General features: G+C 55.5%; 25 protein-coding genes, 1 tRNA gene and 1 other annotated feature. Of the genes, 16 read left to right on the top strand and 10 right to left on the bottom strand.

Annotated elements, in window-relative coordinates:
- Positions 1 to 4: 4 nt before the first annotated feature.
- Both H6G62_RS27595 and H6G62_RS00565 read left to right on the top strand, forming a co-directional pair.
- Entirely contained in the window at positions 5 to 664 is a 660-nt protein-coding gene (locus tag H6G62_RS27595) for an amino acid ABC transporter permease (protein ID WP_190492158.1), read from the top strand.
- A complete protein-coding gene (locus H6G62_RS00565; protein WP_190492157.1) occupies positions 657 to 1,379 on the top strand; it encodes an ATP-binding cassette domain-containing protein in 723 nt (240 codons plus the stop codon). Before H6G62_RS27595 ends, H6G62_RS00565 begins: the two co-directional genes overlap by 8 nt.
- Positions 1,380 to 1,435: 56 nt before the next feature.
- Here the strand turns inward: H6G62_RS00565 and H6G62_RS00560 are convergent, their stop codons facing one another.
- The 8 genes from H6G62_RS00560 to H6G62_RS00525 all read right to left on the bottom strand — a co-directional run bounded on the left by H6G62_RS00560 (position 1,436) and on the right by H6G62_RS00525 (position 9,422).
- Positions 1,436 to 2,146 (bottom strand): class I SAM-dependent methyltransferase, encoded by a 711-nt coding sequence (locus H6G62_RS00560; protein WP_190492156.1) that lies wholly within the window; start codon positions 2,144 to 2,146, stop codon positions 1,436 to 1,438.
- Between the two features lie 89 nt (positions 2,147 to 2,235).
- Positions 2,236 to 3,009, bottom strand: a complete 774-nt coding sequence (gloB, locus tag H6G62_RS00555; protein WP_190492155.1) for a hydroxyacylglutathione hydrolase — start codon at positions 3,007 to 3,009, stop codon at positions 2,236 to 2,238.
- Between the two features lie 83 nt (positions 3,010 to 3,092).
- Positions 3,093 to 3,470: an MGMT family protein gene (locus tag H6G62_RS00550; RefSeq protein WP_190492154.1), complete on the bottom strand. Its 378-nt coding sequence runs from the start codon at positions 3,468 to 3,470 to the stop codon at positions 3,093 to 3,095.
- A gap of 153 nt (positions 3,471 to 3,623) precedes the next feature.
- A complete protein-coding gene (gene glgX, locus H6G62_RS00545) occupies positions 3,624 to 5,765 on the bottom strand; it encodes a glycogen debranching protein GlgX (protein ID WP_347239259.1) in 2,142 nt (713 codons plus the stop codon).
- 85 nt (positions 5,766 to 5,850) lie between these two features.
- Complete coding sequence (locus H6G62_RS00540) at positions 5,851 to 6,669, bottom strand: YdcF family protein (protein ID WP_190492152.1); 819 nt, start codon at positions 6,667 to 6,669, stop codon at positions 5,851 to 5,853.
- 286 nt (positions 6,670 to 6,955) lie between these two features.
- On the bottom strand, positions 6,956 to 7,339 hold the full coding sequence (locus H6G62_RS00535; RefSeq protein WP_190492151.1) for a hypothetical protein: 384 nt from the start codon (positions 7,337 to 7,339) through the stop codon (positions 6,956 to 6,958).
- A 121-nt stretch (positions 7,340 to 7,460) separates the two neighbouring features.
- Positions 7,461 to 8,387, bottom strand: a complete 927-nt coding sequence (locus tag H6G62_RS00530) for an ABC transporter permease (protein WP_190492150.1) — start codon at positions 8,385 to 8,387, stop codon at positions 7,461 to 7,463.
- 9 nt (positions 8,388 to 8,396) lie between these two features.
- Complete coding sequence (locus H6G62_RS00525) at positions 8,397 to 9,422, bottom strand: ATP-binding cassette domain-containing protein (protein ID WP_190492149.1); 1,026 nt, start codon at positions 9,420 to 9,422, stop codon at positions 8,397 to 8,399.
- A 653-nt stretch (positions 9,423 to 10,075) separates the two neighbouring features.
- Here H6G62_RS00525 and H6G62_RS00520 point away from each other — a divergent pair.
- A complete protein-coding gene (locus H6G62_RS00520) occupies positions 10,076 to 10,546 on the top strand; it encodes a DUF29 domain-containing protein (RefSeq protein WP_190492148.1) in 471 nt (156 codons plus the stop codon).
- Between the two features lie 167 nt (positions 10,547 to 10,713).
- A complete protein-coding gene (locus H6G62_RS00515; RefSeq protein WP_190492147.1) occupies positions 10,714 to 11,202 on the top strand; it encodes a hypothetical protein in 489 nt (162 codons plus the stop codon).
- Positions 11,203 to 11,206: 4 nt separating this feature from the next.
- Here the strand turns inward: H6G62_RS00515 and H6G62_RS00510 are convergent, their stop codons facing one another.
- Entirely contained in the window at positions 11,207 to 12,196 is a 990-nt protein-coding gene (locus H6G62_RS00510; protein ID WP_190492146.1) for a heme o synthase, read from the bottom strand.
- A gap of 64 nt (positions 12,197 to 12,260) precedes the next feature.
- Positions 12,261 to 13,244 (bottom strand): heme A synthase, encoded by a 984-nt coding sequence (locus H6G62_RS00505; RefSeq protein WP_190492145.1) that lies wholly within the window; start codon positions 13,242 to 13,244, stop codon positions 12,261 to 12,263.
- A gap of 488 nt (positions 13,245 to 13,732) precedes the next feature.
- On the opposite strand from H6G62_RS00505, the gene H6G62_RS00500 reads away from it, so the two are divergent.
- The 12 genes from H6G62_RS00500 (at position 13,733) to H6G62_RS00445 (ending at position 21,554) form a co-directional block, all read left to right on the top strand.
- A complete protein-coding gene (locus H6G62_RS00500; RefSeq protein WP_190492144.1) occupies positions 13,733 to 14,074 on the top strand; it encodes a hypothetical protein in 342 nt (113 codons plus the stop codon).
- Between the two features lie 188 nt (positions 14,075 to 14,262).
- Positions 14,263 to 14,643: a hypothetical protein gene (locus tag H6G62_RS00495; protein ID WP_190492143.1), complete on the top strand. Its 381-nt coding sequence runs from the start codon at positions 14,263 to 14,265 to the stop codon at positions 14,641 to 14,643.
- A gap of 176 nt (positions 14,644 to 14,819) precedes the next feature.
- Positions 14,820 to 15,185 (top strand): 50S ribosomal protein L19, encoded by a 366-nt coding sequence (gene rplS / locus H6G62_RS00490; RefSeq protein WP_190492142.1) that lies wholly within the window; start codon positions 14,820 to 14,822, stop codon positions 15,183 to 15,185.
- 51 nt (positions 15,186 to 15,236) lie between these two features.
- A tRNA-Trp gene (locus H6G62_RS00485) sits at positions 15,237 to 15,309 on the top strand.
- Positions 15,310 to 15,519: 210 nt separating this feature from the next.
- A complete protein-coding gene (gene secE, locus H6G62_RS00480) occupies positions 15,520 to 15,720 on the top strand; it encodes a preprotein translocase subunit SecE (protein WP_347239263.1) in 201 nt (66 codons plus the stop codon).
- Complete coding sequence (gene nusG / locus H6G62_RS00475; protein WP_190492140.1) at positions 15,720 to 16,439, top strand: transcription termination/antitermination protein NusG; 720 nt, start codon at positions 15,720 to 15,722, stop codon at positions 16,437 to 16,439. Before secE ends, nusG begins: the two co-directional genes overlap by 1 nt.
- Before the next feature lie 3 nt (positions 16,440 to 16,442).
- Entirely contained in the window at positions 16,443 to 16,868 is a 426-nt protein-coding gene (gene rplK, locus H6G62_RS00470; protein WP_190492139.1) for a 50S ribosomal protein L11, read from the top strand.
- Positions 16,869 to 16,957: 89 nt separating this feature from the next.
- Positions 16,958 to 17,674, top strand: a complete 717-nt coding sequence (gene rplA, locus H6G62_RS00465) for a 50S ribosomal protein L1 (protein ID WP_190492138.1) — start codon at positions 16,958 to 16,960, stop codon at positions 17,672 to 17,674.
- A gap of 58 nt (positions 17,675 to 17,732) precedes the next feature.
- Positions 17,733 to 17,887 (top strand) — a sequence feature (ribosomal protein L10 leader region).
- Between the two features lie 79 nt (positions 17,888 to 17,966).
- Positions 17,967 to 18,533: a 50S ribosomal protein L10 gene (rplJ, locus tag H6G62_RS00460; RefSeq protein WP_190492137.1), complete on the top strand. Its 567-nt coding sequence runs from the start codon at positions 17,967 to 17,969 to the stop codon at positions 18,531 to 18,533.
- Between the two features lie 78 nt (positions 18,534 to 18,611).
- A complete protein-coding gene (gene rplL, locus H6G62_RS00455; protein WP_190492136.1) occupies positions 18,612 to 19,022 on the top strand; it encodes a 50S ribosomal protein L7/L12 in 411 nt (136 codons plus the stop codon).
- 720 nt (positions 19,023 to 19,742) lie between these two features.
- Positions 19,743 to 20,228 carry a hypothetical protein gene (locus H6G62_RS00450; protein ID WP_190492135.1) on the top strand — a complete coding sequence of 162 codons (486 nt, stop codon included), beginning with the start codon at positions 19,743 to 19,745 and terminating at the stop codon, positions 20,226 to 20,228.
- Positions 20,229 to 20,231: 3 nt separating this feature from the next.
- A complete protein-coding gene (locus H6G62_RS00445) occupies positions 20,232 to 21,554 on the top strand; it encodes a polysaccharide biosynthesis/export family protein (protein ID WP_199324638.1) in 1,323 nt (440 codons plus the stop codon).
- Positions 21,555 to 21,581 lie beyond the last annotated feature (27 nt).

Below are 21,581 nucleotides of genomic sequence, written 5' to 3'. Positions count from 1 at the left end.
TACCATGAACTTAGATTTTGGCCAAATTGTTCCGTCCCTACCCTTCATTCTCAAGGGCATTCTGGTGACGCTTCAGTTTACGTTGCTGTCGGCGTTGTTCGGGTTCACCCTGGGCACACTGCTGTCGTTGCTGAAGATTTCTTCTGTTAAGCCCCTGCGGTGGTTCGCGGAGTTTTACACCTCCATTTTTCGGGGCACGCCGTTGATTTTGCAGTTGGCCCTGGTCTACTTTGCCACGCCCCAACTGATCGGCTACAAGATTAGCCCCATCGAGGCCGGGGTGTTCACCTTTGCCCTCAACTCCGCCGCCTACAGTTCAGAGACCATTCGGGCAGGCATCATGGCGGTGGATAAAGGCCAGCGGGAGGCGGCCCTATCCTTGGGGGTGCCCTATAAACTAATGATGCTCGACATCATTTTGCCCCAGGCGTTCAAAAACATCCTGCCTGCCATGGTGAATGAAAGCATTGCCCTGCTGAAGGATTCGGCCCTGGTGTCTACCATCGGTGTGCTGGATTTGATGCGACGGGCACAGGTAGTGGCGGGGCAAACTTTCCTTTATTTCGAGCCGCTGATTGTGGTCGGCATTATCTACTACATCATGGTTATGGGCCTCACCCAGGCCGCCCAAGTGTTGGAACGGAGGATGCGCCGCAGTGATTAGAATCGAACATTTGGTCAAATCCTTTGGGCCGTTGGAAGTCCTCAAAGACATTTCCACGGAGGTCGAAACGGGGCAAGTGGTGGCGATTATTGGCCCCTCTGGGTCAGGGAAATCCACCCTTTTGCGCTGCATTAACCTACTAGAAACCCCCACCGCTGGCCACATTTTTGTGGATGGAATCGATATCACCTCTCCAAAATGCGACATCCTCAAGGTGCGCCAAAATGTGGGCATGGTGTTCCAACATTTCAACCTCTTTCCCCACAAAACGGTGATGGACAACCTCACCTATGCGCCCATGAAAGTAAAGGGACTGTCTAAGGCCGATGCCAGCAAAATTGCCCTGGATTTGCTCACCAAAGTGGGCCTTGCCGAAAAGGCGGATCAGTACCCCTCCCGCCTGTCTGGGGGCCAAAAACAACGGGTGGCCATTGCCCGCGCCCTGGCCATGCAGCCCAACACCATGCTGTTTGATGAACCCACCAGCGCCCTCGACCCGGAAATGGTGAAAGAGGTGCTGGATGTGATGAAGGGGCTGGCCGATACGGGCATCACCATGTGCATCGTCACCCACGAAATGGGCTTTGCCCGCGAAGTGGCCGACCGGGTGTTGTTTTTGGATGGCGGCTATCTCGTAGAAGATGCCCCGCCCGATGTCTTTTTCAGCAGTCCCAAGAGCGACCGTGCCCAACAGTTCCTAGAAAAAGTTCTGTAGGCTAGGCCATGATCACGTTAGATCCCCTAGGCTCTAAGCATAGTTGGAGATTAAGGCTAGATAATGTTGTAGTGCCCTGAACTATTTCTGAGAATAGCAACATTAGCCTCAGGATCGCTCAGAGACAACGTCCAGCTTGGGTTGGCTAGAAAGCGACTCACCAGCTTTGATTCACCTTTCCTTTGATAATCGTCAATAAAGAGCGTTGTATCTTCGCTGAGGATCGGTAAAAGCAGATCGTAGGCTGGAACCCTGGCCTCTGAAATATCTTCTCGCCAAGCTGGGGGGCCATCAATAATCACCAAATCGGGTTTAAAAGTTTGGCCTATGCTGAGCGCATCCCTATCGTAGTATGCGATCTTGTTATGTTCAGAAAGCTCCGAAATAGGTTGCGCTATTTCTTTTAAGGAGGCATGAACAATTTGATGTCTATCCGTATTTAAGCCTTTAGATTGGAGTTGAGAGCTACAAATATCAATCCACCCTTGATCGTGATCAACCGAGATTAACTGAAGATCTGGAATTTCCTGCATCAGCTTAGCGCTGAAAAGGGTCGAAATTCCCATTCCAAGCTCTAGAATTCGGCGACGTTGGTTAATGATAATTTCATTGAGAATATAGACGATAGACTGCGGTGTCATCGCCGATGCCGTCCAGGGAATATATCCCAGATTTAGCTGCCCTAGCTTTACTAATGCCTCTACGGAAGAATATTTGCCATTATCGACTGTTTGATGTTCCATTTTTGGATGAACCGTTGACAACAATTACCTGATCCTAAACCCAAATTCAACTATTTCGCCACTGTAATCAGCCGCCGAAAAAAAACTGAGCAATCTCTAGGAGAATTAATCCGCTAGAATAGATCCTTTCTGCCACGTAGTCGAGCAAAAGTCTTGGTCGAATCCTGACTCTGCATTTCAGCTTGAATTGCTGAATTATCCCACCGTAGGAAAGGATTGGTTTGTTTTTCTAATCCTAGTTCTGATGGTACCGTTTCTTGATTTCGCTGACGGGCAATTTCTACCTGTTGTAAACGTTGACTTAGGACAGGATTTTGGGTATCGACAGTAATGGCAAATCGTAGATTATTGAGGGTATATTCGTGGGCGCACCAAACTCTGGTAGTGTCCGGTAATTGGCGCAGTTTGGTTAGGGAATTCACCATTTGGGCAGGGGTGCCTTCAAACAAACGACCACAGCCCCCGGCGAATAGCGTATCGCCACAGAATAGTTCCCCCCAATCCTCAGTTTGATCGGGCGGAAAATAGTAGGCAATGTGAGCGCGAGTGTGCCCAGGGACAAACAGAACTTCTCCACTGCGGCCTCCGAAAGATACCCAATCTCCCTCCTGTAAAAAGACTGTTTGGCCTGGAATTCTGCCCCGATCCTCAGATCCACCGTAAACCGCTGCTTCTGGAAAACGGCTCAACAACCGCTGATTGCCGCCTACATGATCGCTGTGGTGGTGGGTGTTAAAAATCGCCACAAGGGTTGCGCTCTGCTGATCTAACCAATGCAACACTGGGGTCGCATCCCCTGGATCGACCACGGCAGCTTGGTTGGTCGCCGGATCATGGAGCACAAAAATATAGTTATCCTGAAACGCCCGCAGTTGATGAATGTCCATCCCAAGCCCCTCCCTGTCACGCCCCTTCTATTGTCCCAAAATCATGACCACGGTGACTGTCGTTGCTAAGTGACTCCATATTCCTATGCTCGGAAATCGGCGGATTCGGCAGAGGCTATGGGGGCCAGGGCGGCGTCGATGACCTCCATGGAGGGTTGCCAGCGATAGCGCTTCAGGTCAATGCGGCCTTTGGCATCAAACTCAATGCCCTCGTCCTCTAGGATGTGCCGCTGAAGGTAGTCCGTGCCATTGCGAAAGGGCGACTCGGAGACCTCCCCCTTGGCGTTGATCACCCGTTGCCAGGGCACATCGTCCTTGTCCATATCCACCCGATAGAGGGCATAGCCCACCAGACGCGGCTTGCCGAAGAGTCCCGCCAGTTCCGCCACTTGGCCATAGGTCGCGACCTGTCCAGGGGGAATTTGCCGCACGATGGCATAAATGCGCTCGTAGGTTAGCACCTTTGGAAATCCTTCTTACCGAAAAAACTACACTCACTAGGGCATCGATGCAGCATGGCTAAAACCCCGGTTTCTTCATCAGGTAGCCGACGAGATTGGGGCGTTACTCAGATAAAAACCGGGCTTCTGAACCGACGTTCTTTGCCCAATAGGCTACTGGAAGCACTGCTGGCAGCGCAGCACAACGATAGAAAAATCTGCCAGGGTGATCACTTCATCGGGGATGTAGCTGTGGGGATCCGCCACAAAGCCTGTGTCCTTTTGGGTGTCGAGTACCAGCGTCCAGGCCCGCTGTTTGAGGGTGGGGGGAATGTGGAATTCCTGAGGAATGGGCTGGGCGTTGAACATCAGCAAAAAGCTGTCGTCCAGTACCCGTTCCCCCTGGGGGTTGGGGGCCATCAGTTCGGCTCCGTTGAAGAAGACGCCGATGGCCTTGGCGGATTCGTCATGCCATTGGTCTTCGGTAATTTCCTGGCCGCTGGGGTTATACCAGCCGATGTCGTGGATGCCGGAACCGTGAATTTCTCGGCCCTGGAACCAGTGGCGGCGGGAGAGGTTGGGGTGCTGGCGGCGAAGCTGAATCAGGCGGCGGGTGAAGTCTAGAAGCTGCTGATTTTCGGGCGTCAGGTGCCAGTTGTACCAGGAAATGTCGCTGTCTTGGCAGTAGGAATTGTTGTTGCCGCCTTGGCTGCGGCCCAGTTCGTCGCCGCCCAACAGCATGGGTACGCCTTGGGAAAGGAGGAGCGTCACCAAAAAGTTGCGCTGTTGCCGCTGCCGCAAGGTGAGAATTTCCGGATCGTCGGTGTCACCCTCTTCGCCACAGTTCCAGGATCGGTTGTAGCTTTCGCCGTCGCGACTGTCCTCTTGGTTGGCTTCGTTATGCTTTTCGTTGTAGCTCACCAAGTCTCGCAGGGTAAAGCCGTCGTGGCAGGTGATGAAGTTGATACTGGCGTGGGGGCGCTTGCCGTTGGCCTGGTAGAGGTCGGAACTGCCCGTGATCCGAAAGGCAAATTCCCCTAAACGGCAGTCGTGATCGCGCCAAAAGTCTCGCAAAGAGTCGCGATATTTACCGTTCCATTCCGACCACAGGAGCGGAAAGTTGCCCACTTGGTAGCCGCCCTCGCCAATGTCCCAAGGTTCGGCAATGAGTTTGGTGGTGGAGAGGACGGGATCTTGGTGAATGATGTCGAAAAAGGCGGCGAGGCTGTCCACTTCGTAGAGTTCCCGCGCCAAGGCAGAGGCCAGGTCAAACCGGAAGCCATCGACGTGCATCTCCTGCACCCAGTAGCGCAGGCTGTCCATAATCAGCTTCAGCACCTGGGGATGGCGCACGTTTAGAGAATTGCCGCAGCCCGTGAAGTCCATGTAGTAGCGGGGATCGTCCTCGACCAGGCGGTAGTAGGCGGCGTTGTCGATGCCGCGCAGGGTCAGGGTTGGCCCCAGGTGGCTGCCCTCCCCTGTGTGGTTGTAGACCACGTCGAGAATGACCTCAATTCCGGCCCGGTGCAGCGCTTTCACCATGCGCTTAAACTCGTTCACCTGCTGGCCCGCCGTCCCGGTGGCGCTATAGCCCGTGTAGGGGGAAAAGTAATTGAGGGAATCGTAGCCCCAGTAGTTTCGTAGCCCCGTTCCGGCCAGGTGCCCCGGAAAGGCATGGAAATGGTGCACCGGAAGTAGCTCAATGGCGGTGATGCCCAGGGACTTCAGGTAGTCGATCATCACCGGATGGGCCAGCCCCGCATAGGTGCCGCGCAGTTCCTCCGGCAGATCGGGATGCCGCTGGGTAATGCCCTTCACATGGGTTTCGTAGATGACGGTGCGGTGCCAGGGGGTGTCAGGATGGCAGTCATCACCCCAGTCGAAACTAGGGTCAATCACAATCCCTTTGGGCATGTAGGCGGCGCTATCTGTTTCGGAAAAGGAGAGATCCGTGTCTTCCTCGGCAATTTCCGCCATGTTGTAGCCAAAGGTGGCCGGATGCATTTGCACATCGCCATCCAGGGCACGGGCGTAGGGGTCGATCAGCAGCTTGTGGGCGTTGAAGCGATGGCCCGTCTCAGGATCGTAGGGGCCATGCACCCGATAGCCGTAGCGTTGACCGGGCTGGATTCCTGGCACATAGCCATGCCACACGTAGTTTTCGACTTCCGTTAAAGCAACGCGGGTTTCATGCCCCCCGACATCAAACAAACACAGTTCAACGGCGGTGGCATTCTCAGAAAATAGCGCAAAATTGGTTCCTTGCCCGTCCCAGGTTGCGCCGAGGGGATGGGGACGCCCAGGCCAGACTGTCATGGTCATGGTGCCACAGCGGGATAAACAGCTACGTTCAGCTTAACAGGCTTCCCCAATCTGGCCAGTCAAGATGGTCGAAGGCCGATCAAGACTGATGCGATTGAATTTGCTCAGCGCTCCAAAAGCATCGATCTAAAGGAAATCGTTCAACAGTTTCCGCCACCAGTTCCGGGAACTGTTCCGGTGAGGGTTGCCGAAATCGCCCCAGCAGGGCATAGCTCACTAACCCCAGATATTCCCGAATGGCCAGAAAAGATCGCTCGTGGTGGGGCACCCAGTCTGCCCAAGACGCCATGTGGGGAATCACCTCAAATCCATAGCCTTGGAAGAGCAGGAAGGATCGCAACATGTGGGGCTTGTCGGTAATTAAAATAATGCGCTGAATACCCTGGCTGGCCAAGAAAGCGGTGGCCGCCTCAGCCTCATGTTTCGTGGTTCGCACACAGAGCACTCCTGTCAGCGAATCGACAGGGTGCTGCCCTTGCTGAAGGTGTCTCCACACCTGCGTTGCTTTCTGGCCTCCCATCACTAATAGCTGAGGGGCACGCCCTGCCGACAGCATGGTAGTGGCGATGCCGTAGCGATCCCCCTCAGCTTCACGGGGACGCGCCAAAACCACAATGGCATCGGCAGACTGGCCTGTATCCGCTGGCACAAATTGGGTTAGCAGGGCGGTGGCGGGCACAGAGAACAAGGGCGAAATCATCAGCCAGTAGGCTCCGAGCAGACCCAACCCCGTGGTCACGAGCCGTCGTCGATAGCGTCGCCCTCCCGTAAACAGGGCAACAAGGATCAAAACACCGAGCGTTAGGGTCACCAGTCTGGCGCTGACGAAGTAGGTATAGATCCCCCAGGAAAAATTTGGCCAATAGGAGCCAACCAAGGATCGCAGCGTTTCAACCATAGTGGATGCCCTATACCTTGATCAGGCGATAACTGTTCACGATTTGTAACTGTTTTCCCTTCTCAGGGTATCGACGGAGTTTACCCGACAGGCCAGAAGCCTAGGGAATGGCGAAAAATTTATGCCATATTGAGTAAATGCTGAAGATATCCCCTAAAGCAACACCGCCCAGGGAAATACCCTAAGCGGTGGAAAAGAAGATTGGAATCACCCGAAATCCTTTGAGGGCAATGAAATCCGGTTAACGATTGATTCGGCCCACCCTTGAATGGGGTTGGTGCTGAGCCTAATTGTCGGCGCTGGGTACAGGAGGGGTAGCCTCCTGTTCTGCGGATTCTAGGCCAGCCTGCTGCTGTCGGATGGCTTCCTGTTGCAGGGCGCGAAAGTTAGCGGCCTCGGTGCTCATGCGGTTTTGGTGCATCCGGCTGAAGTCGGACAGGCTCATTTCATTCATCAACACCGCCCGATGAATCAGGTCAAAGGGAGAATTGGTATTGCCACCAAAGGGATTGTCACTGCTTTCATTGGTGCCAAAGCCTTCATTGGGATTCACGACCACGGGCGCGGTGGGGTCGCTGGTGGGGATGGGGGATTGGGCCAAGGCACTGGGAGCCGCCATCAGAACAGCAACTAGGCCCATGCCAGCGGCCAAAACATGTTGATTAGCCATAGAAAGCCTCCTTAACACCATCGGTGTAACCATTAGACGAACCTAGGCTCTCGTCTGTTCCAAACTATAACAAATCTCTCCTAGGATGCATCAGACCGCTGATAGATGTGGTAGCCCAGACCTAGGCCATGCGGCGGCGCAGGAGGGGTTGGATCAATCCTAGGGCCAATCCACAGAAGGCTAGCAGCACCACCAGGGCCAGCCCCATGGAGACATCCCAAAACGGCGTTTTCAGCACCGTGCTGCCTAGGTTCCAATTCGGGTGAAGGTAAATGTACCGGATCGGTTCGATGGCGTAGGTGAGGGGATTTAGGCTGGCCACAACTTGGAGCCAAGAGGGCATAAAATCCAGCGGTACCAGGGCAGTGCTGGAAAACAGCAGGGGCAGGTTGGTAACGAAAATGACGGCCAGCAGTTCAATGTGTCCAGGCAGGGCAAAGGTGAGGCCCAGACTGAGGGCGGTGACGCCCAGCACAAGGGTCATCACGATCAGTAGCACCAGGACAAGGCCCAACCCCTGGGGTAATCCGGCCCCTAGGACAGCGCTGAGGCCCAAAATCGCGGCGGTTTGCACCAGGCTGAGGGCGGCAATGAAGATAGCCGAGGCCAGCACAATGGAATAACGAGAGGCCAGGGGAGCCACCAGAAAGCGGTTCAAAAAGCCAAACTCCCGGTCAAACATGACGGGCAACCCAGCATTGAGGGCACCGCCAAAGGCCGTAAAGACGAGGATCCCGGCCCCTAGAAATTGGCCGTAGTTGCGGCTTTCCCCAAACAGGCCAGCGGGCACGTTCTGGAACAAGGCCCCAAACAGCACCAGCCAAATCAAGGGCTGAATCACCCCGGCCACCAGGGTAGAGGGGCGACGCTGGAGTTGGAGGAACAGGCGGCGGGCCATGGCCAGGGTTTCCTGCACAAAGGCTCCAGACAAAATGCCGGGGTCGGCGTCCGCTTTGGCCTGACGGTCTTTCCAGGCTTGCAGATCGTCGTTGCCCAGGGGCTTGGAGCCATTGAGGGCGGTGGAACGGTTCGGTAAGGTGGTGCTCATTGGTGGTGCTTAGCCTCCCTTCATCGCCTGTTTCTTTTCTTTTTTCAAATCACGCTGCCCCACGGCGGCCAGTTCGGCATCCATCAGGGTGCGGCCCGTGGCGGCCAGATACACATCATCCAGACTGGGCCGCGATTGGGAAATGCCAAAAATTGGCAATCCTGCCTTTTCTATGGTGGTTTGGACGGCGGTTAAGGCTCCCGGATCCCGTTCTACCACTAAATTTAGGGAATTGCCCTGGGCCGCATTGAGGATTACCCCCTGCACAAAAGGCAGATCCAGCAGCATGGCTTTCACCTGGCTGGCCTCGTCGTCGGGGGTAAACTCGCGCACCCGCAGGGTAATGCGATCCCCGCCGAGCTTATCCTTCAGGTCGCTGGGCGATCCCGCCGCAATCACCTGACCCTGGTCGATAATCGCCACCCGATCCGCTAGGGCGTCCACTTCCTCTAAATAGTGGCTGGTGATCAGCACCGTCGTCCCCGCCGCCCGTAGCTGCCGCAAAAAGTCCCACACCGCCGAACGGGTTTCGATATCTAGGCCCACGGTGGGTTCATCCAGCACCAATACATCGGGCTGGTGCAGCAACCCCAGGGCCAAATCCAGCCGTTTCCGCAAACCGCCGGAATAGGTGCCCGTTTTGCGGTCGGCCCAGTCCCCCAGTTCCAGCAGGGCAATCATTTGGTCAATGCGCTGACGAGCCACCCCCTTAGGCATGTGGTACAAGTCCGCTTGCAGTTGCAGCAGTTCCCGCCCGGTCAACACCTTATCTAGGGCGATTTCCTGGGCAATGTAGCCCAACCGCTGGCGCACCCGCCGGGGCTGATCGACGACGGAAATCCCCATCACCTCCAGCCGTCCTTCGTCTGGAATGGCCAAGGTGCAGAGGCAGCGAATCGTCGTGGTTTTACCCGCCCCGTTTGGCCCCAGCAGACCAAAAATTTTCCCCGGCTGAATCGTGAGAGATACCCCCCGCACCGCCTGCACGGAACCGTAGGACTTTTTCAGATTTTCAATGGTAACAGCGGCATCCATGTCGCCCATCTCGCCCCAGAAACATCCGTGTGGTCAAACGCATTGGCCCTAGGCCGTTGGTTATTCCCTAGGACTCGCCACAAACCCTTGGAACAGCCCAGGGTTTGTAACGATCTGTTGATAACCGTAAACCCATTGTACAGAATTCGCCGCCCCCAGGCCGGGATTCCCCATTGACCATCACCAGCAACGACAGTCACCCGAACCAATACACCGAAGTCGCCATCCTGCGACGGATATGACCTGTCCACCTAATCGCCAATCCCCAAAAGTAGGACGGCGTCCAGATGAACACAATGAAGAAGAACCTGGCGGCAAGGCTAAGTTCCCTATCTGAGAGCGGGTGGAGGTGGCATTCCAGTGCCTACGGCGATGTGCTGAAATTCGATGCCGAAGGATTTGCGTTAGATTCTACTCAAACTAGGTATAAGCGTCTTTCGCTCTTTGAAGGGTGTCAGGTGGGTTAGTTATGATATAGCGGTTCTCGTTAGCACGAGGTACATCCAGAGACCTGTAACCCTTATCCAGCAAGGCTCCTGCTCTACTTCATTCGATTAGGAACCGCTATAGTTGAGTTCCTTTAACCTATTGAAAAGACTGATCTATCACTATCTTTCGGCCCCAATATTAGACCCCGCTAAGGAATTTAGCCCATGTCAGCAGAGTTAAAGCAAAATACAAAAGCCTTATATGACAGGGATTATCACCTCTGGATTCTTGAAACTGTAAGGTCATTGCAGCAGAGGGATATGGAGTCGCTGGACTGGGAAAACTTGATTGAGGAGGTAGCGGACTTGGGGCGGCGAGACAAAAAACGGCTCAAGAGCTTACTCAGAAATTTGGTTGAGCATGTGTTGAAACTCGCTTACTGGCAGGCGGAACGCGAGCGCAACTGCGCTCACTGGAAGGCTGAAATTACAAATTTCCGTAAGCAAATTCTGGACGAACTAGAAGACAGCCCGAGTTTAAAGAGATACCTTGAGGATATTTACCAAGACTGTTATCAAGATGGGCGAGAAATTGCGGCTCTCAGATCCCAAAGTCCTTTAAGTATTTTCCCTGAGAAGCCGCTGGTGTCCCTTCATCAAATTCTAGATGAAACCTGGTTCCCTCCCATTTCGTAGGTTGGGTTTTGCGACTGACGCGAGGTTATTTTAGGTGAAACGTCTTGTTTTAGGATGCCTAAGTCATCGACCTCTCCTCAACCAGTCGTCAACCCCGCGCTGCCATGTGGTCTTACCTTGCCCTCACGTTCAGCCTTTCTCTGGTGCCCCTCGCCCCAGCATCTCTGATGTCAGGCCAGGTTAGCCAGATCGCCGATCCCCAACCCCAAGCCGACTTGGTCGCTATGACCAAGGGTGTTTCTATCACCCCACGCTTTACCGTCACCTATCCCGATCATTGGTTTGAGTATTCCAACAACCAGCGGGATTACGTGATTATCTACAACCAATGGACTTCGGGGGTTTACAGTGAAACGGCCCCGCCCTACCTGATCAAAACCGACGTATCCCTTCAAAACACGTCCCTCAGCGAGGCGCTTCAGATCTACCGAGATCAGCCTGGACGGGCCAGACGCATTGAAGAAGTGGTGGTCAACGGGCGGCTGGCAGTGCGGGTGTGGGAGGGCAGTTCGGGCTGGGCCTTTCCCAATGTTTTGATCACCTACATTCCCCTGGAGGATAGAGAGGTGTTTACCATTGCCAGCTACTACAGCCGCCAGAACCAATACGCCGAAGCCACCATCCTGCGGGTCCATGACTCCGTTCAGTTGAGGTAGTGGTCTAAGGTAGCAGACTCACGAAAGGGGCCAGTTGACCCGCCAATTGTCCCGATAATTGTGCCGTCCAGCTTTGGGTGATGGGCCAGCTATCCACCACCATCCCCGCTGACAGCAGCATCATGTACAGAATGGAATACTTAAACAGACCCTTGGCTAAATCCCGGTCGCTGGGTGCCTTCAGCAAGGCCCAGGCTTTTTGGATGAATTTGGCCCCCAGGGCCAGGGCCACCAAGGCATAGACCGCCCCGGTTGCACCCAGGGGATAGCTCATCATCAGGGTGAGGGGCACCAAAACTAGGGTGTAGTACCAAATTTGGCGAGCGGTGGCTTCATCGCCCACAATCACGGGCATCATCGGCACGTTCACCTTGGCGTAGTCATCTTGAATCAGCATGGCCAATCCCCAGAAGTGAGGCGGCGTCCAGATGAACACAATGAAGAAGAATAGCCAAGCCGCGAGGCTGAGTTCCCCGGTGACAGCGGCCCAACCTACCAGGGGCGGAACCGCTCCGGCGGCTCCACCAATCACAATGTTCTGGGGCGAAGACCGCTTCAGCCAGGTGGTATAGACCCCCACATAAATGGCGATCCCCACCATGGCCAGGAAGGCACTGAGCAGGTTAGCCACCCAAGCCTGAAGCCCGAAGGCCAGGGCCGCTAGGACACCCGCAAACACTAGGGCGTCCCGCACCTGAATCCTCCCGGAGGGGATGGGACGATGGCGGGTGCGCTCCATATCAAAGTCGATATCGCGGTCGTAGACGCAGTTAATCGTCTGGGCGGACGCCGCCGCCAGGGTCCCGCTCAGCAGCGTCGTCAGCACCAGCCAAACGTTGACTTCGCCGTGGCCTGCCACCCACATCGCCGCCGCCGTTTCAATCAGCAGCAGGGGGATAATCCGGGGCTTGGTGAGCTGCACATAGCTGCGGATCACAGATCCGATGGAATCGTGGTGCCGGGTGGCCTCGTTCCAAGTCGTGGTTTGAGTCATGCAGAGGAAATCCTTCCGAAGGAATGGGATTGAGTGGACGTGGGTGGGGAACTAGGCCGTTTGCCTAGGCTGGAGTCCCCGGACTGATGGGATCTGTCCCAGTAGCCCTAGCCGCCCGATATTCCCGCAGGGCCAGGGTGGTAAAGCAAACCAGGGTGCCCACCAAGGCCGCGCCGAGGGTGTGGTGAATCACGGTCAACGGTTCCACCTGGAGGTGGAGGCGAAAGGTGGCAATGCCCATCACCAGTTGAAACGCCAGCAGCACACTGGCCAAATTCCCCAACTGGCGCAGGGGATAACTGAGGGCGGGGGTGCGCCACACCGCCTGGGTGAGGAGCAAAACCGACACGGTAGCGGGGAGAATGCCCACCAGGTGGCTATTCATCACCTGACAGAGTTCTCCCAGGCCAAAGCACTGGTGCGCCGCCCAACGAGACCCTACCAGTCCGCCCAGCAGGCATTGACCATAGACCAGAACCGTGGATCCCAAGCCCAGCCAGGGCAATCGCCCCACCGTCCCCGTGTTAGCGCAGGGTAGCAAACTGGTGCCGATGATCAGCATGGTGCTGAAAAACAGGAGGGCCGCCCCCAAGTGAGCGGTAACAATGTCAAACCGCAGCAGTTGGGTCACGGTCAGCCCGCCCAGAACGCCCTGGAAGCCAATCAGGGCGAGGGCTACCACCGTTGCCCATGGCAGCCACCCCGGCACCTGCCGCCGATGCCACCAACTGAGGGCCACCAGCCACAGGGTACTTAGGCCGATTAGGGCGGCATCCAGCCGATGGAACCACTCTAAAAACACCTGGAGATTCATCTGGCTTTGGGGCACCAGTTGGCCATAGCACAGAGGCCAATCGGGGCAGGCCAAGCCCGCATTCATCACCCTAGTGGCGCTGCCCACCGCCATTAGGGCCAGGGTGGCGAGGGCAATTTTCCACACCAGCCGCCGAATGCGGTCGGTCGGTTCCGCTGAGGTAGCCTGTCGCCAGCCAGGAAAGTGGCCATGCACCCCTGGAACGGAGGAAAGGGAAGTAAGGTTGGTTGCCATGGCGTTTATCGATATTGATCTAAACAAACGGGTCTTAAATGAGGGAAATCAACTTGAAAATCAACTTAGGGAACCCATGGTGAGGCGTCGAAATCGCCGTCTTAAGATTTGCTTCATAAATGTGAGAGTGACGGCCTCAATCGCTGACGCCTTCCCTCCCACGGTCTTCAGTCATTGGTTTCATCGCCTGATCCATGCCTAGCCAACGCAGCACATTGATTGCTTATCACTTTAGAGAGGACAGCCCAGAAATCAACCCAGCTTTAGGAATTTCTTCGGAATTCGAGGGGGTGAACTCCCCCAAACTCGACCTTTTTCCTCTCTTCGCTTAATAGTCCGTTACCCTTTGCTACATTTCGTATTCATAGATACCGGATTTCCCGACACCCCTGGCTTCTCGCCCATCTAGGCACAGCGAATCCAGTCCGGATTGCCGCAGCGGTCGGAGAAGATGCCAGAATGACAGCGTTCCTTCCCAGACCTTGCCCATGTCCCAGTCCATCACCATCAACCTTTCCGATGGATCCATCCAGTTCAGCTTTTCCGCCGCCGCCGCCCAAGCCCTCAAGGCGGATCTGGATGTCCTCATCAGCCAAATGAAAGCCGCCACTGCCGCCGGAACACCCCGTCGTGCCCCCCTGTCCCCCACGGAGCATCGCCATAGCGGCGACGTATTCCTAGAAGTCTTTTGCAACCCCAATCTCTGGCCCAGCCCCTTCGCCGCTAGAGTTCTCCTCACCCTGCGCGATGATCGGATGCGGATCACCACCGAAACCGGACTTTCCCAACTCTACGACGACCTCACCACCTACCTCGACCAAGTCATCTAGTCGCCCCCTGAACTGACCCGTCAATCACCAACGTTCAGGCTAAAATCAGGGCATTCCCGGTCTGGGTGTCCACCGAGAACCCCATCGCACTGGCTCAGTCTGCTATCTTGACGCCCACCGTCCCCACTCTCCGGCCCGATGTTTCCTTATGATCGCTATCAATCAAGCTCCATAGCAAGGACTGCACCATGACCCCCGACACCGTGACCACAACCATCCAAAAGGGCTTCCGCGTTACCCTAGGCGCAACGGCCACCCTGCTGGAGGCCATCCAAGATCCCCAGTCCTCCAGTGAGCGGTTTTCGGCCCTCGGCAGCGACGTTAGCCGCCTAGCCGAAACCCTAGAGACCAAGGGCGAAGTCACCGAACGGGAGGCCCGCCAGTTCGTCGATAGTCTGTTCGGCCCAATGCCCAATCCCTTCTCCGACAGTGCCAGTTCCCCACCCACCGTGGACACCGTGGCCACCCCCATTGCCGATCCCACCGTGCAGAGCGACCTAGCGGCCCTCACCCAAGAACTCGCCGACGTTCGCCAAGCCATCGAAACCCTCAAGGCCAACCAGTCCTAACCCTGGTGACCCCAGCTAGGAACGGGGTTTTGATAGACGCAGCTTGAGTGATTTTGCGACGCCTCAACCTCAAACTAAACGCCAACCCTTGAAGAAGGGCGCTTTGATTTCCTCAAAGGTAATCATAACGCCCCTTTATGGTCTATAATCATAGACCGTGCACATTCGCAGGCTCTATGAACGCAGAGGAAATCATCCGCTCAATTGAAGCGGAGCAGCTAAAGACAGACCTGCCTGAGATCTATGTCGGCGACACCGTCCGCGTCGGCGTTCGGATCCAGGAAGGCGGCAAAGAGCGGATCCAGCCCTACGAGGGCACCGTGATTGCCATGCGGAACGGCGGCATCAACCGTTCTATTACGGTTCGCAAGGTTTTTCAAGGGGTTGGTGTAGAGCGGGTGTTCTTGCTCCATGCTCCCAAGCTGGCCGATATTAAGGTCTTACGTCGTGGTAAGGCCCGTCGTGCTAAGCTGTACTATCTGCGTGACCGCGTCGGTAAAGCGACCCGACTCAAGCAGCGGTTTGACCGCCCAATCAAGTAAGCTGGGTATAGAGCGGCCATCCAGCCATAGGCCAGCGATTGGCGGCCCCATGCGTCCTTAGTTCAGTTGGTAGAACGCGGGTCTCCAAAACCCGATGTCGGGGGTTCGAGTCCTCCAGGGCGCGCTGAGTAACCCAGATAGCGAGTGTCCAATGGTATTGTTGCCGGAGCATTCTGGGACAATGCCAGGAGCACTTCTACTGATTTCACTCTGTGCCGTTAATTGATTTGGCTCATTGCACCGGATGGTATCCCAGTTCTGGCCAGATATCCAGAAGGAGCTAGTACCAGTGGCAAAAAAAGACGCGGCAGTCGAATTAAAGGGCAAAGGAACGGTGGCCACCGGATCTGAGGGTAGCTTCAGCGTGGCTGATTTCTTTAAGGGAACAAAAGAAGAACTGAGCAAGGTGGTGTGGCCCAGTCGTCAGCAGTTGATCAGCGAGTCGGCAGCGGTCATCCTCATGGTTAGCCTTTCAGCCACCCTCATTTATTTGGTTGATAAACTCTTTCGATGGGTTTCACAGCAGGTGTTTTAATGGCGTTGACCTCAGACGACTTTAACGACGAGAGGTCCTCCTTCGATGGGGACGAAGATGCCGATCTCCCTCGTGGTGTAGACGCCGAGGCCGCCGATGATGAGTCTGCGGGGGCGTCTCGCCACCACGCTCGATGGTACGCCGTTCAGGTGGCGTCGGGTTGTGAGAAAAAGGTGAAGACTAACCTGGAGCAGCGTCGTCAAACCCTGGATGGAGCGGATCACATCCTCAAGATTGAGATTCCTCAGACCCCCATTCGCAAGCTCAAAAAAGACGGTAGTCACCAGAGTGCCGAAGAAAAGGTATTTCCTGGCTACGTGCTGCTGCAAATTCGTCAAAAGTGGGACGATCTGATCAAAGAATGGAAAGTCCCAGAGGATGCTTGGTTGGTGGTTAAAAACACTCCCCATGTCATCAACTTTGTTGGTGCTGAGCAGCGGCGAGCCTATGGCCGAGGCCGAGGCCACGTCAAGCCCATGCCCCTCAGCGAAGGTGAGGTGAAACGCATCTTTAAACGCACTGAGGAGCAAAAGCCTGTTATCAAGATCGACATGGCTCCTGGGGACAAGATTACCGTCCTCTCCGGTCCCTTCAAGGATTTTGAGGGTGAGGTAGTGGAGGTCAGCCCCGAACGGAGCAAGCTAAAAGCATTGCTGTCTATTTTTGGGCGCGATACTCCGGTAGAACTGGAGTTTAATCAAGTGGAAAAAGAGAGTTAATCGATGGCCAAAAAAGTTGTTGCGTTGATTAAGCTAGCCATTCCGGCTGGCAAAGCTAATCCTGCTCCCCCCATTGGCCCTGCCCTGGGTCAGCACGGGGTGAACATCATGGCGTTCTGCAAAGAGTACAACGCCAGAACCCAGGACAAGGTAGGTCTGGTGGTACCTGTGGAGATCTCGGTCTTTGAAGATCGGAGCTTCACCTTTATCCTCAAAACCCCTCCCGCCTCGGTGTTGATTAAGAAAGCGGCTGGCATTGAGCGAGGTTCCGGCGAACCTCGCACCAAAAAAGTGGGTTCCATCAGCCGTGCCCAACTCCGGGAAATTGCCGAAACTAAACTGCCCGACCTTAACGCCAACGACGTAGAAGCGGCGATGAAAATTGTGGAAGGTACCGCCCGTAACATGGGTGTGACCGTGGCGGATTAGGACAGTCCTAGTCACTGTTCAGTTGATTTGTCTTTGTTATCTATTACGGGGGAGAAGTCACCCTTCGCCAGCACCCCAAGGAGTAAACTATGTCCACCAAAGTATCTAAGCGTCTGAGAGACGCCCGCGCCAAAGTTGAAGATCGTCTGTACGAGCCCCAAGAGGCACTTGAACTGCTGAAGGAAACCGCTACGGCCAAGTTTACGGAATCCGTAGAAGCTCACATTCGCCTAGGGATCGATCCGAAGTACACCGACCAACAACTGCGAACCACGGTGATTCTGCCCAAAGGCACTGGGCAAACCATCCGCGTGGCCGTCATTGCTAAGGGCGAAAAAGTGGCTGAGGCCACTGCCGCTGGAGCGGATATCGTTGGGTCTGAAGACCTGATTGAGGATATCCAAAAAGGCATGATGGACTTTGACGTTCTGATTGCCACCCCTGACGTCATGCCCCAGGTCGCCAAACTCGGTCGGCAACTTGGCCCCCGTGGCTTGATGCCCTCTCCCAAGGGTGGCACCGTTACCTTTGATCTACCCCAGGCTATCACCGAATTTAAAGCGGGGAAACTAGAGTTCCGGGCCGACAAAACAGGTATCGTCCATGTTATGTTTGGAAAGGCCGATTTTAGTGCCGAGGATCTGCTGGTCAACCTAAAAGCGCTCCAGGAGTGCATTGACCGCAATCGTCCTTCCGGGGCTAAGGGGCGCTACTGGCGTACGGTGGCCATTGCCTCCACCATGGGGCCAGCCATCCGTTTGGATGTGAACGCTCTGCGGGACTATAAGCTACCCGAAGCAGCCTAGGTTCTGCTAGCGTCCAAGCTTCAAATTTTCACGAAGGAGTCGCGATTGCCCTAGTCCCTCACAACTGCATAAACGACCGTAGACAGCAGGTGCGTTTTTTCTGCATAAATCCTGCCGAGGTTGACGTTGCGATGTAGGTTTCCAGTTCTGCTCTGGAGATTGGCAAGCGTGAGTCTGCCCCGGCTATCTGGTCGGGGCTTTGTTTTGGGAAGAATTGGCAAATAACGAATGGTGGCCATCCGTCCGTGAGCATCACGTTTTCTATCCCCGCTATAAAGGAGGTGAGATTGATATGGGGAGAACCCTAGCGAATAAAAAAGAGATTGTGGGCGAAATTCAGGACTTACTGAAGGAAGCTCAACTCGCCTTTGTGATCGACTACAAAGGTCTTAGCGTTGCTGAAATTACCAACCTGCGGAACCGCTTGCGGCCCAAGGGTGCGGTGTGCAAAATCACCAAAAATACCCTGATGCGGATTGCCGTTGAAGGGGACAGCAACTGGGAAGCCATGACCGAGTTCCTCAGTGATTCGTCAGCCTTTGTGCTGGTGAAGGAGGACTTTGGCGGTGCAATCAAGGAATACCAAGCCTTCCAGAAAGAATCCAAGAAAACCACCCTGCGGGGTGGGGTGATGGAGGGTCAGGCACTGACCGAAGATCAGGTTAAAGCGATCACGGAACTGCCGACCAAGGAACAACTGATGGCCCGTTTGGCTGGTGCCATCAAGGCGATGCCGACCCGCGTGGCCGTGGGCGTCAAAGCGGTGCCGACCAAACTGGCGGTGGGTATCAACGAAGTTCCGGCTTCGCTGTCTCGTGCCCTCAAGGCGGTCTCCGAGCAGGGCCAAGATGCGGCCTAAAAGCCCTGGTCTGCCTCAGTTTGCCAACAAGTCCGACAACCAACTTTGTTTTTTGTACACAGGAGTTAAGTCTTAACGATGTCTGCTAAAACCGACGAAATTCTCGAACAGTTAAAATCTCTTTCCCTGCTGGAAGCTTCTGAGCTGGTCAAGCAAATTGAAGAAGCCTTCGGTGTGGATGCCTCTGCCTCCGCTGGCGGCGGCATGATGATGATGGCCCCCGGCATGATGGGCGGTGGCGCGGGTGCCGCTGCGGCTGAGCCTGAAGAAGAGAAGACCGAATTCGACGTGATTCTCGAAGATGTGCCCGCCGACAAGAAGATCGCCATCCTGAAAGTGGTGCGTGGTCTGACTGGCCTGGGTCTGAAGGAAGCCAAGGAAATGGTGGAAGCTGCTCCCAAGGCCGTTAAGGAAGGCGTGACCAAGGATGATGCCGAAGCTGCCAAGAAAGAACTTGAAGAAGCTGGCGCTAAGGTGACCGTCAAGTAGGCTTAACCAGCCTTGGCTTCACGTTTACCCTCAAGGGTTTAGAAGCTCTCCATGGCCTCATGGGGGGCTTTTTTCGTGGTCGAGTTGGGGCCAAGGCGCTAGCCCCAATTTCCACCTTGACGAACCTCGATCCAACTCGCTAGCGTAGAGGCGGAACCCCACCGCAACCACAGCGGCGGTTTATCCACTGGTGAGCCTTGGGAGGTCATCATGGCACAACAACTAAAGCGATGGGAATCCCCCCGTCGCTCTGGTCGCAACGATAAGGGGCGGGGTGGAAGTGCCCGCCAACGGCAGATCCGAAAACGTAGCCAGGGGTTGCGTAATCGCCTACGGGGGGACTCCTCAACCGCCAACCCATCCAGTTCTAATCATCCACGTTTAGGGGAGAGCCTTGGCTCTCCTTTTTTTATGGTTTCCAGAACGTTACGATTCGGATCGTTTGCCTAGCGAGACGGTCTGAGGGCAGAGACGAATCGGAACTCGGTTGCTACCATAGGCGTCAACGGAGGCTAGTCTGGGGCCATCGGCCCTTGGCCTATTGACGTCATGGTTGTGCAAGGGTCACACCATCGTTGCGCCATGGCCCATTCGCGCTACTTTCTAGGTGTTATTTCCGAGGGTGATCCCCCTAAGAACGACCCCGAACCTGATCAGCCTAGGGAAATCCTGTTCCGTTGTGTCGCCGTTCTGAATCCGCTACCCTTGAACCTCATCCCTATGGTTAATCCCTCTGCCCTTGGTGTTGCGTTCCTGGTTTTGCTGGCAACCACGACGATGGTGGATTCTTCCTCGTCGCAGCGGCAACCGTTTCAGATTTCCCACCCAGCCCTCGGGACGTTGCTGTCTGACCATGCCATCAAGACCGTCGTAGGATCCTATCAGCCTCAAACGAACTTGATTAGTCTTCAGTCGGAGGCATTGGCGAGGCCGCAGTGGTTGTCGGTACAGGTGCCAGAGGGGGTAACCTTTCGCGGTACCCTGGCGATCAATGGTGTGGTAGAACAACAAGTCGCCTCGGAGGGCATTGCCTTAGATCTTAGAGCGGTTTTAGCTGCCGGACAAACGGAGGTGATGCTGGAGGGGGGCTATACTCCATCCCAGGCTGGGATTATCGTCGCCTTTGATAACCCAGACACCACGGTGCGGCAACAGGTGGGACAACAGGGTCGCGTTCACTATCAAATCAAGTTTCAGGTGGATTAGGCCATGACCCCAGGAATCATGCGGCGTAGGATAAGTAGGGTGGGCCTAGGGATGGCTCGGCGAGGGCCGCGAAGGCCATGGTTTGGCGGCGTGCTGGGGGGAATACTCGTCCTAACGGCTGGCCCTAGTTTTGCCCAGGCGTCTCTGCCTCTGGATCTGCCTTTGGATCTGCCCCTGGATGCACCCCTAGATCCCGCCAGGAATGTGCCCCGACCCCAGGAGGGCGATGCTGTCGATACCCAGGAGGGCAATCCTGGCGATACTACCGATATGCCCCCAGCCCCTAGCATTCCGCTTCGGCCTAGTGCGGTTGAACCTGTTCGGCCTGTTGCCCCTCGCCCCGACGGCTTTCCCTCCCGATCCGAGCCCGTCTTTGATCTCTATCGTTTAGGGCCTGGGGATAGCGTTTTTGTGGGGGTACAGCGGTTCTCCGACCTGAGTTTTCAGGCCACGTTAGATATCCAGGGCAATATTGTTTTGCCTTTGGCGGGCACCCTGAATCTCACGGGGCTTACCCTCGACCAGGCCCAGGAAGAGATTCGACAGCAGTACGACCAGTACGTGGTCAATCCCCAGGTTTCCCTGACCCTGGTGGCCCAAAGACCTGTAGAAGTGACCATTGTAGGCGAGGTGCCGAGGCCGGGATTTTACCCGCTACCAGCCCCCCAACTCTCGGTTGCCCTAGTGGTGGCGGGGGGAGCCTCTGCCCTAGCGGATCTCCGCACCATTGAGGTGCGGCGCACCCTGGCCGATGGACAGGTGCTGACCCGAACCGTGGATTTGTTTACGCCCCTGCGTTTAGGGCAGCCTATTCCCGATCTGCAACTGCAAAGTGGCGATGTGGTGTCTGTAGCCCGCCTCGATCCTAGCCGCCTCGACGAGTACGACCGGAATCTGGTCGCTAGTTCGACGTTGGCTAAGCCAGAGATGGTGGTGCGTGTCTTAAATCGGGCCTCTGGGGCACGGGGTACTGAAGCTCGATTTGGGGCCATTACCCTGCGCAGCGGTAGCCGCTTCTTAGATGCCCTCGCCCAGGCTGGGGTGAACCCTGATTTAGCTGCTTACCACCGCATTGCTGTTCTGCGGTTTAATCCCGAAAAGGGATCCGCTGATACCCTGATGGTGGATGCTAGGGCGGCAGTGGGGGGCGATCTCAGCCAGAATATCCCCCTCCAGGAAAATGATGTGATTGTGGTAGATCGTAATTTGTTAGCGAGTGTTACCTATGCCCTCAACACCTTTACCCAACCCTTTCGAGATGTGTTAGGCTTCCTGCTCTTCTTTGATTCCCTCTCCAATGCCGCCGACTCTCTGTTTCGACCTTAGGAAGCTGCTCCTAGCGGCCTACGGGTG

Origin of the sequence: Phormidium sp. FACHB-1136 (assembly GCF_014697375.1) — a bacterium.
Lineage (GTDB): Bacteria > Cyanobacteriota > Cyanobacteriia > Phormidesmidales > Phormidesmidaceae > Nodosilinea.
Note: the sequence above shows the minus strand (reverse complement) of the source record. Positions and strands in the feature narration are given on the sequence as shown.

Coding starts and splice junctions, on each gene's coding strand:
- rplK (WP_190492139.1), top strand. CDS start 16,443: ATGGCCAAAAAAGTTGTTGCGTTGATTAAGCTAGCCATTCCGGCTGGC.
- H6G62_RS00515 (WP_190492147.1), top strand. CDS start 10,714: ATGTCAGGCCAGGTTAGCCAGATCGCCGATCCCCAACCCCAAGCCGAC.
- gloB (WP_190492155.1), bottom strand. CDS start 3,009: ATGGACATTCATCAACTGCGGGCGTTTCAGGATAACTATATTTTTGTG.
- H6G62_RS00445 (WP_199324638.1), top strand. CDS start 20,232: ATGACCCCAGGAATCATGCGGCGTAGGATAAGTAGGGTGGGCCTAGGG.
- rplJ (WP_190492137.1), top strand. CDS start 17,967: ATGGGGAGAACCCTAGCGAATAAAAAAGAGATTGTGGGCGAAATTCAG.
- glgX (WP_347239259.1), bottom strand. CDS start 5,765: ATGACAGTCTGGCCTGGGCGTCCCCATCCCCTCGGCGCAACCTGGGAC.
- H6G62_RS00520 (WP_190492148.1), top strand. CDS start 10,076: ATGTCAGCAGAGTTAAAGCAAAATACAAAAGCCTTATATGACAGGGAT.
- H6G62_RS00525 (WP_190492149.1), bottom strand. CDS start 9,422: ATGGATGCCGCTGTTACCATTGAAAATCTGAAAAAGTCCTACGGTTCC.
- H6G62_RS00505 (WP_190492145.1), bottom strand. CDS start 13,244: ATGGCAACCAACCTTACTTCCCTTTCCTCCGTTCCAGGGGTGCATGGC.
- H6G62_RS00450 (WP_190492135.1), top strand. CDS start 19,743: ATGGTTAATCCCTCTGCCCTTGGTGTTGCGTTCCTGGTTTTGCTGGCA.
- H6G62_RS00495 (WP_190492143.1), top strand. CDS start 14,263: ATGACCCCCGACACCGTGACCACAACCATCCAAAAGGGCTTCCGCGTT.
- H6G62_RS00540 (WP_190492152.1), bottom strand. CDS start 6,669: ATGGTTGAAACGCTGCGATCCTTGGTTGGCTCCTATTGGCCAAATTTT.
- nusG (WP_190492140.1), top strand. CDS start 15,720: ATGGCGTTGACCTCAGACGACTTTAACGACGAGAGGTCCTCCTTCGAT.
- rplS (WP_190492142.1), top strand. CDS start 14,820: ATGAACGCAGAGGAAATCATCCGCTCAATTGAAGCGGAGCAGCTAAAG.
- H6G62_RS00535 (WP_190492151.1), bottom strand. CDS start 7,339: ATGGCTAATCAACATGTTTTGGCCGCTGGCATGGGCCTAGTTGCTGTT.
- H6G62_RS00530 (WP_190492150.1), bottom strand. CDS start 8,387: ATGAGCACCACCTTACCGAACCGTTCCACCGCCCTCAATGGCTCCAAG.
- H6G62_RS00500 (WP_190492144.1), top strand. CDS start 13,733: ATGTCCCAGTCCATCACCATCAACCTTTCCGATGGATCCATCCAGTTC.
- rplL (WP_190492136.1), top strand. CDS start 18,612: ATGTCTGCTAAAACCGACGAAATTCTCGAACAGTTAAAATCTCTTTCC.
- H6G62_RS27595 (WP_190492158.1), top strand. CDS start 5: ATGAACTTAGATTTTGGCCAAATTGTTCCGTCCCTACCCTTCATTCTC.
- rplA (WP_190492138.1), top strand. CDS start 16,958: ATGTCCACCAAAGTATCTAAGCGTCTGAGAGACGCCCGCGCCAAAGTT.
- H6G62_RS00510 (WP_190492146.1), bottom strand. CDS start 12,196: ATGACTCAAACCACGACTTGGAACGAGGCCACCCGGCACCACGATTCC.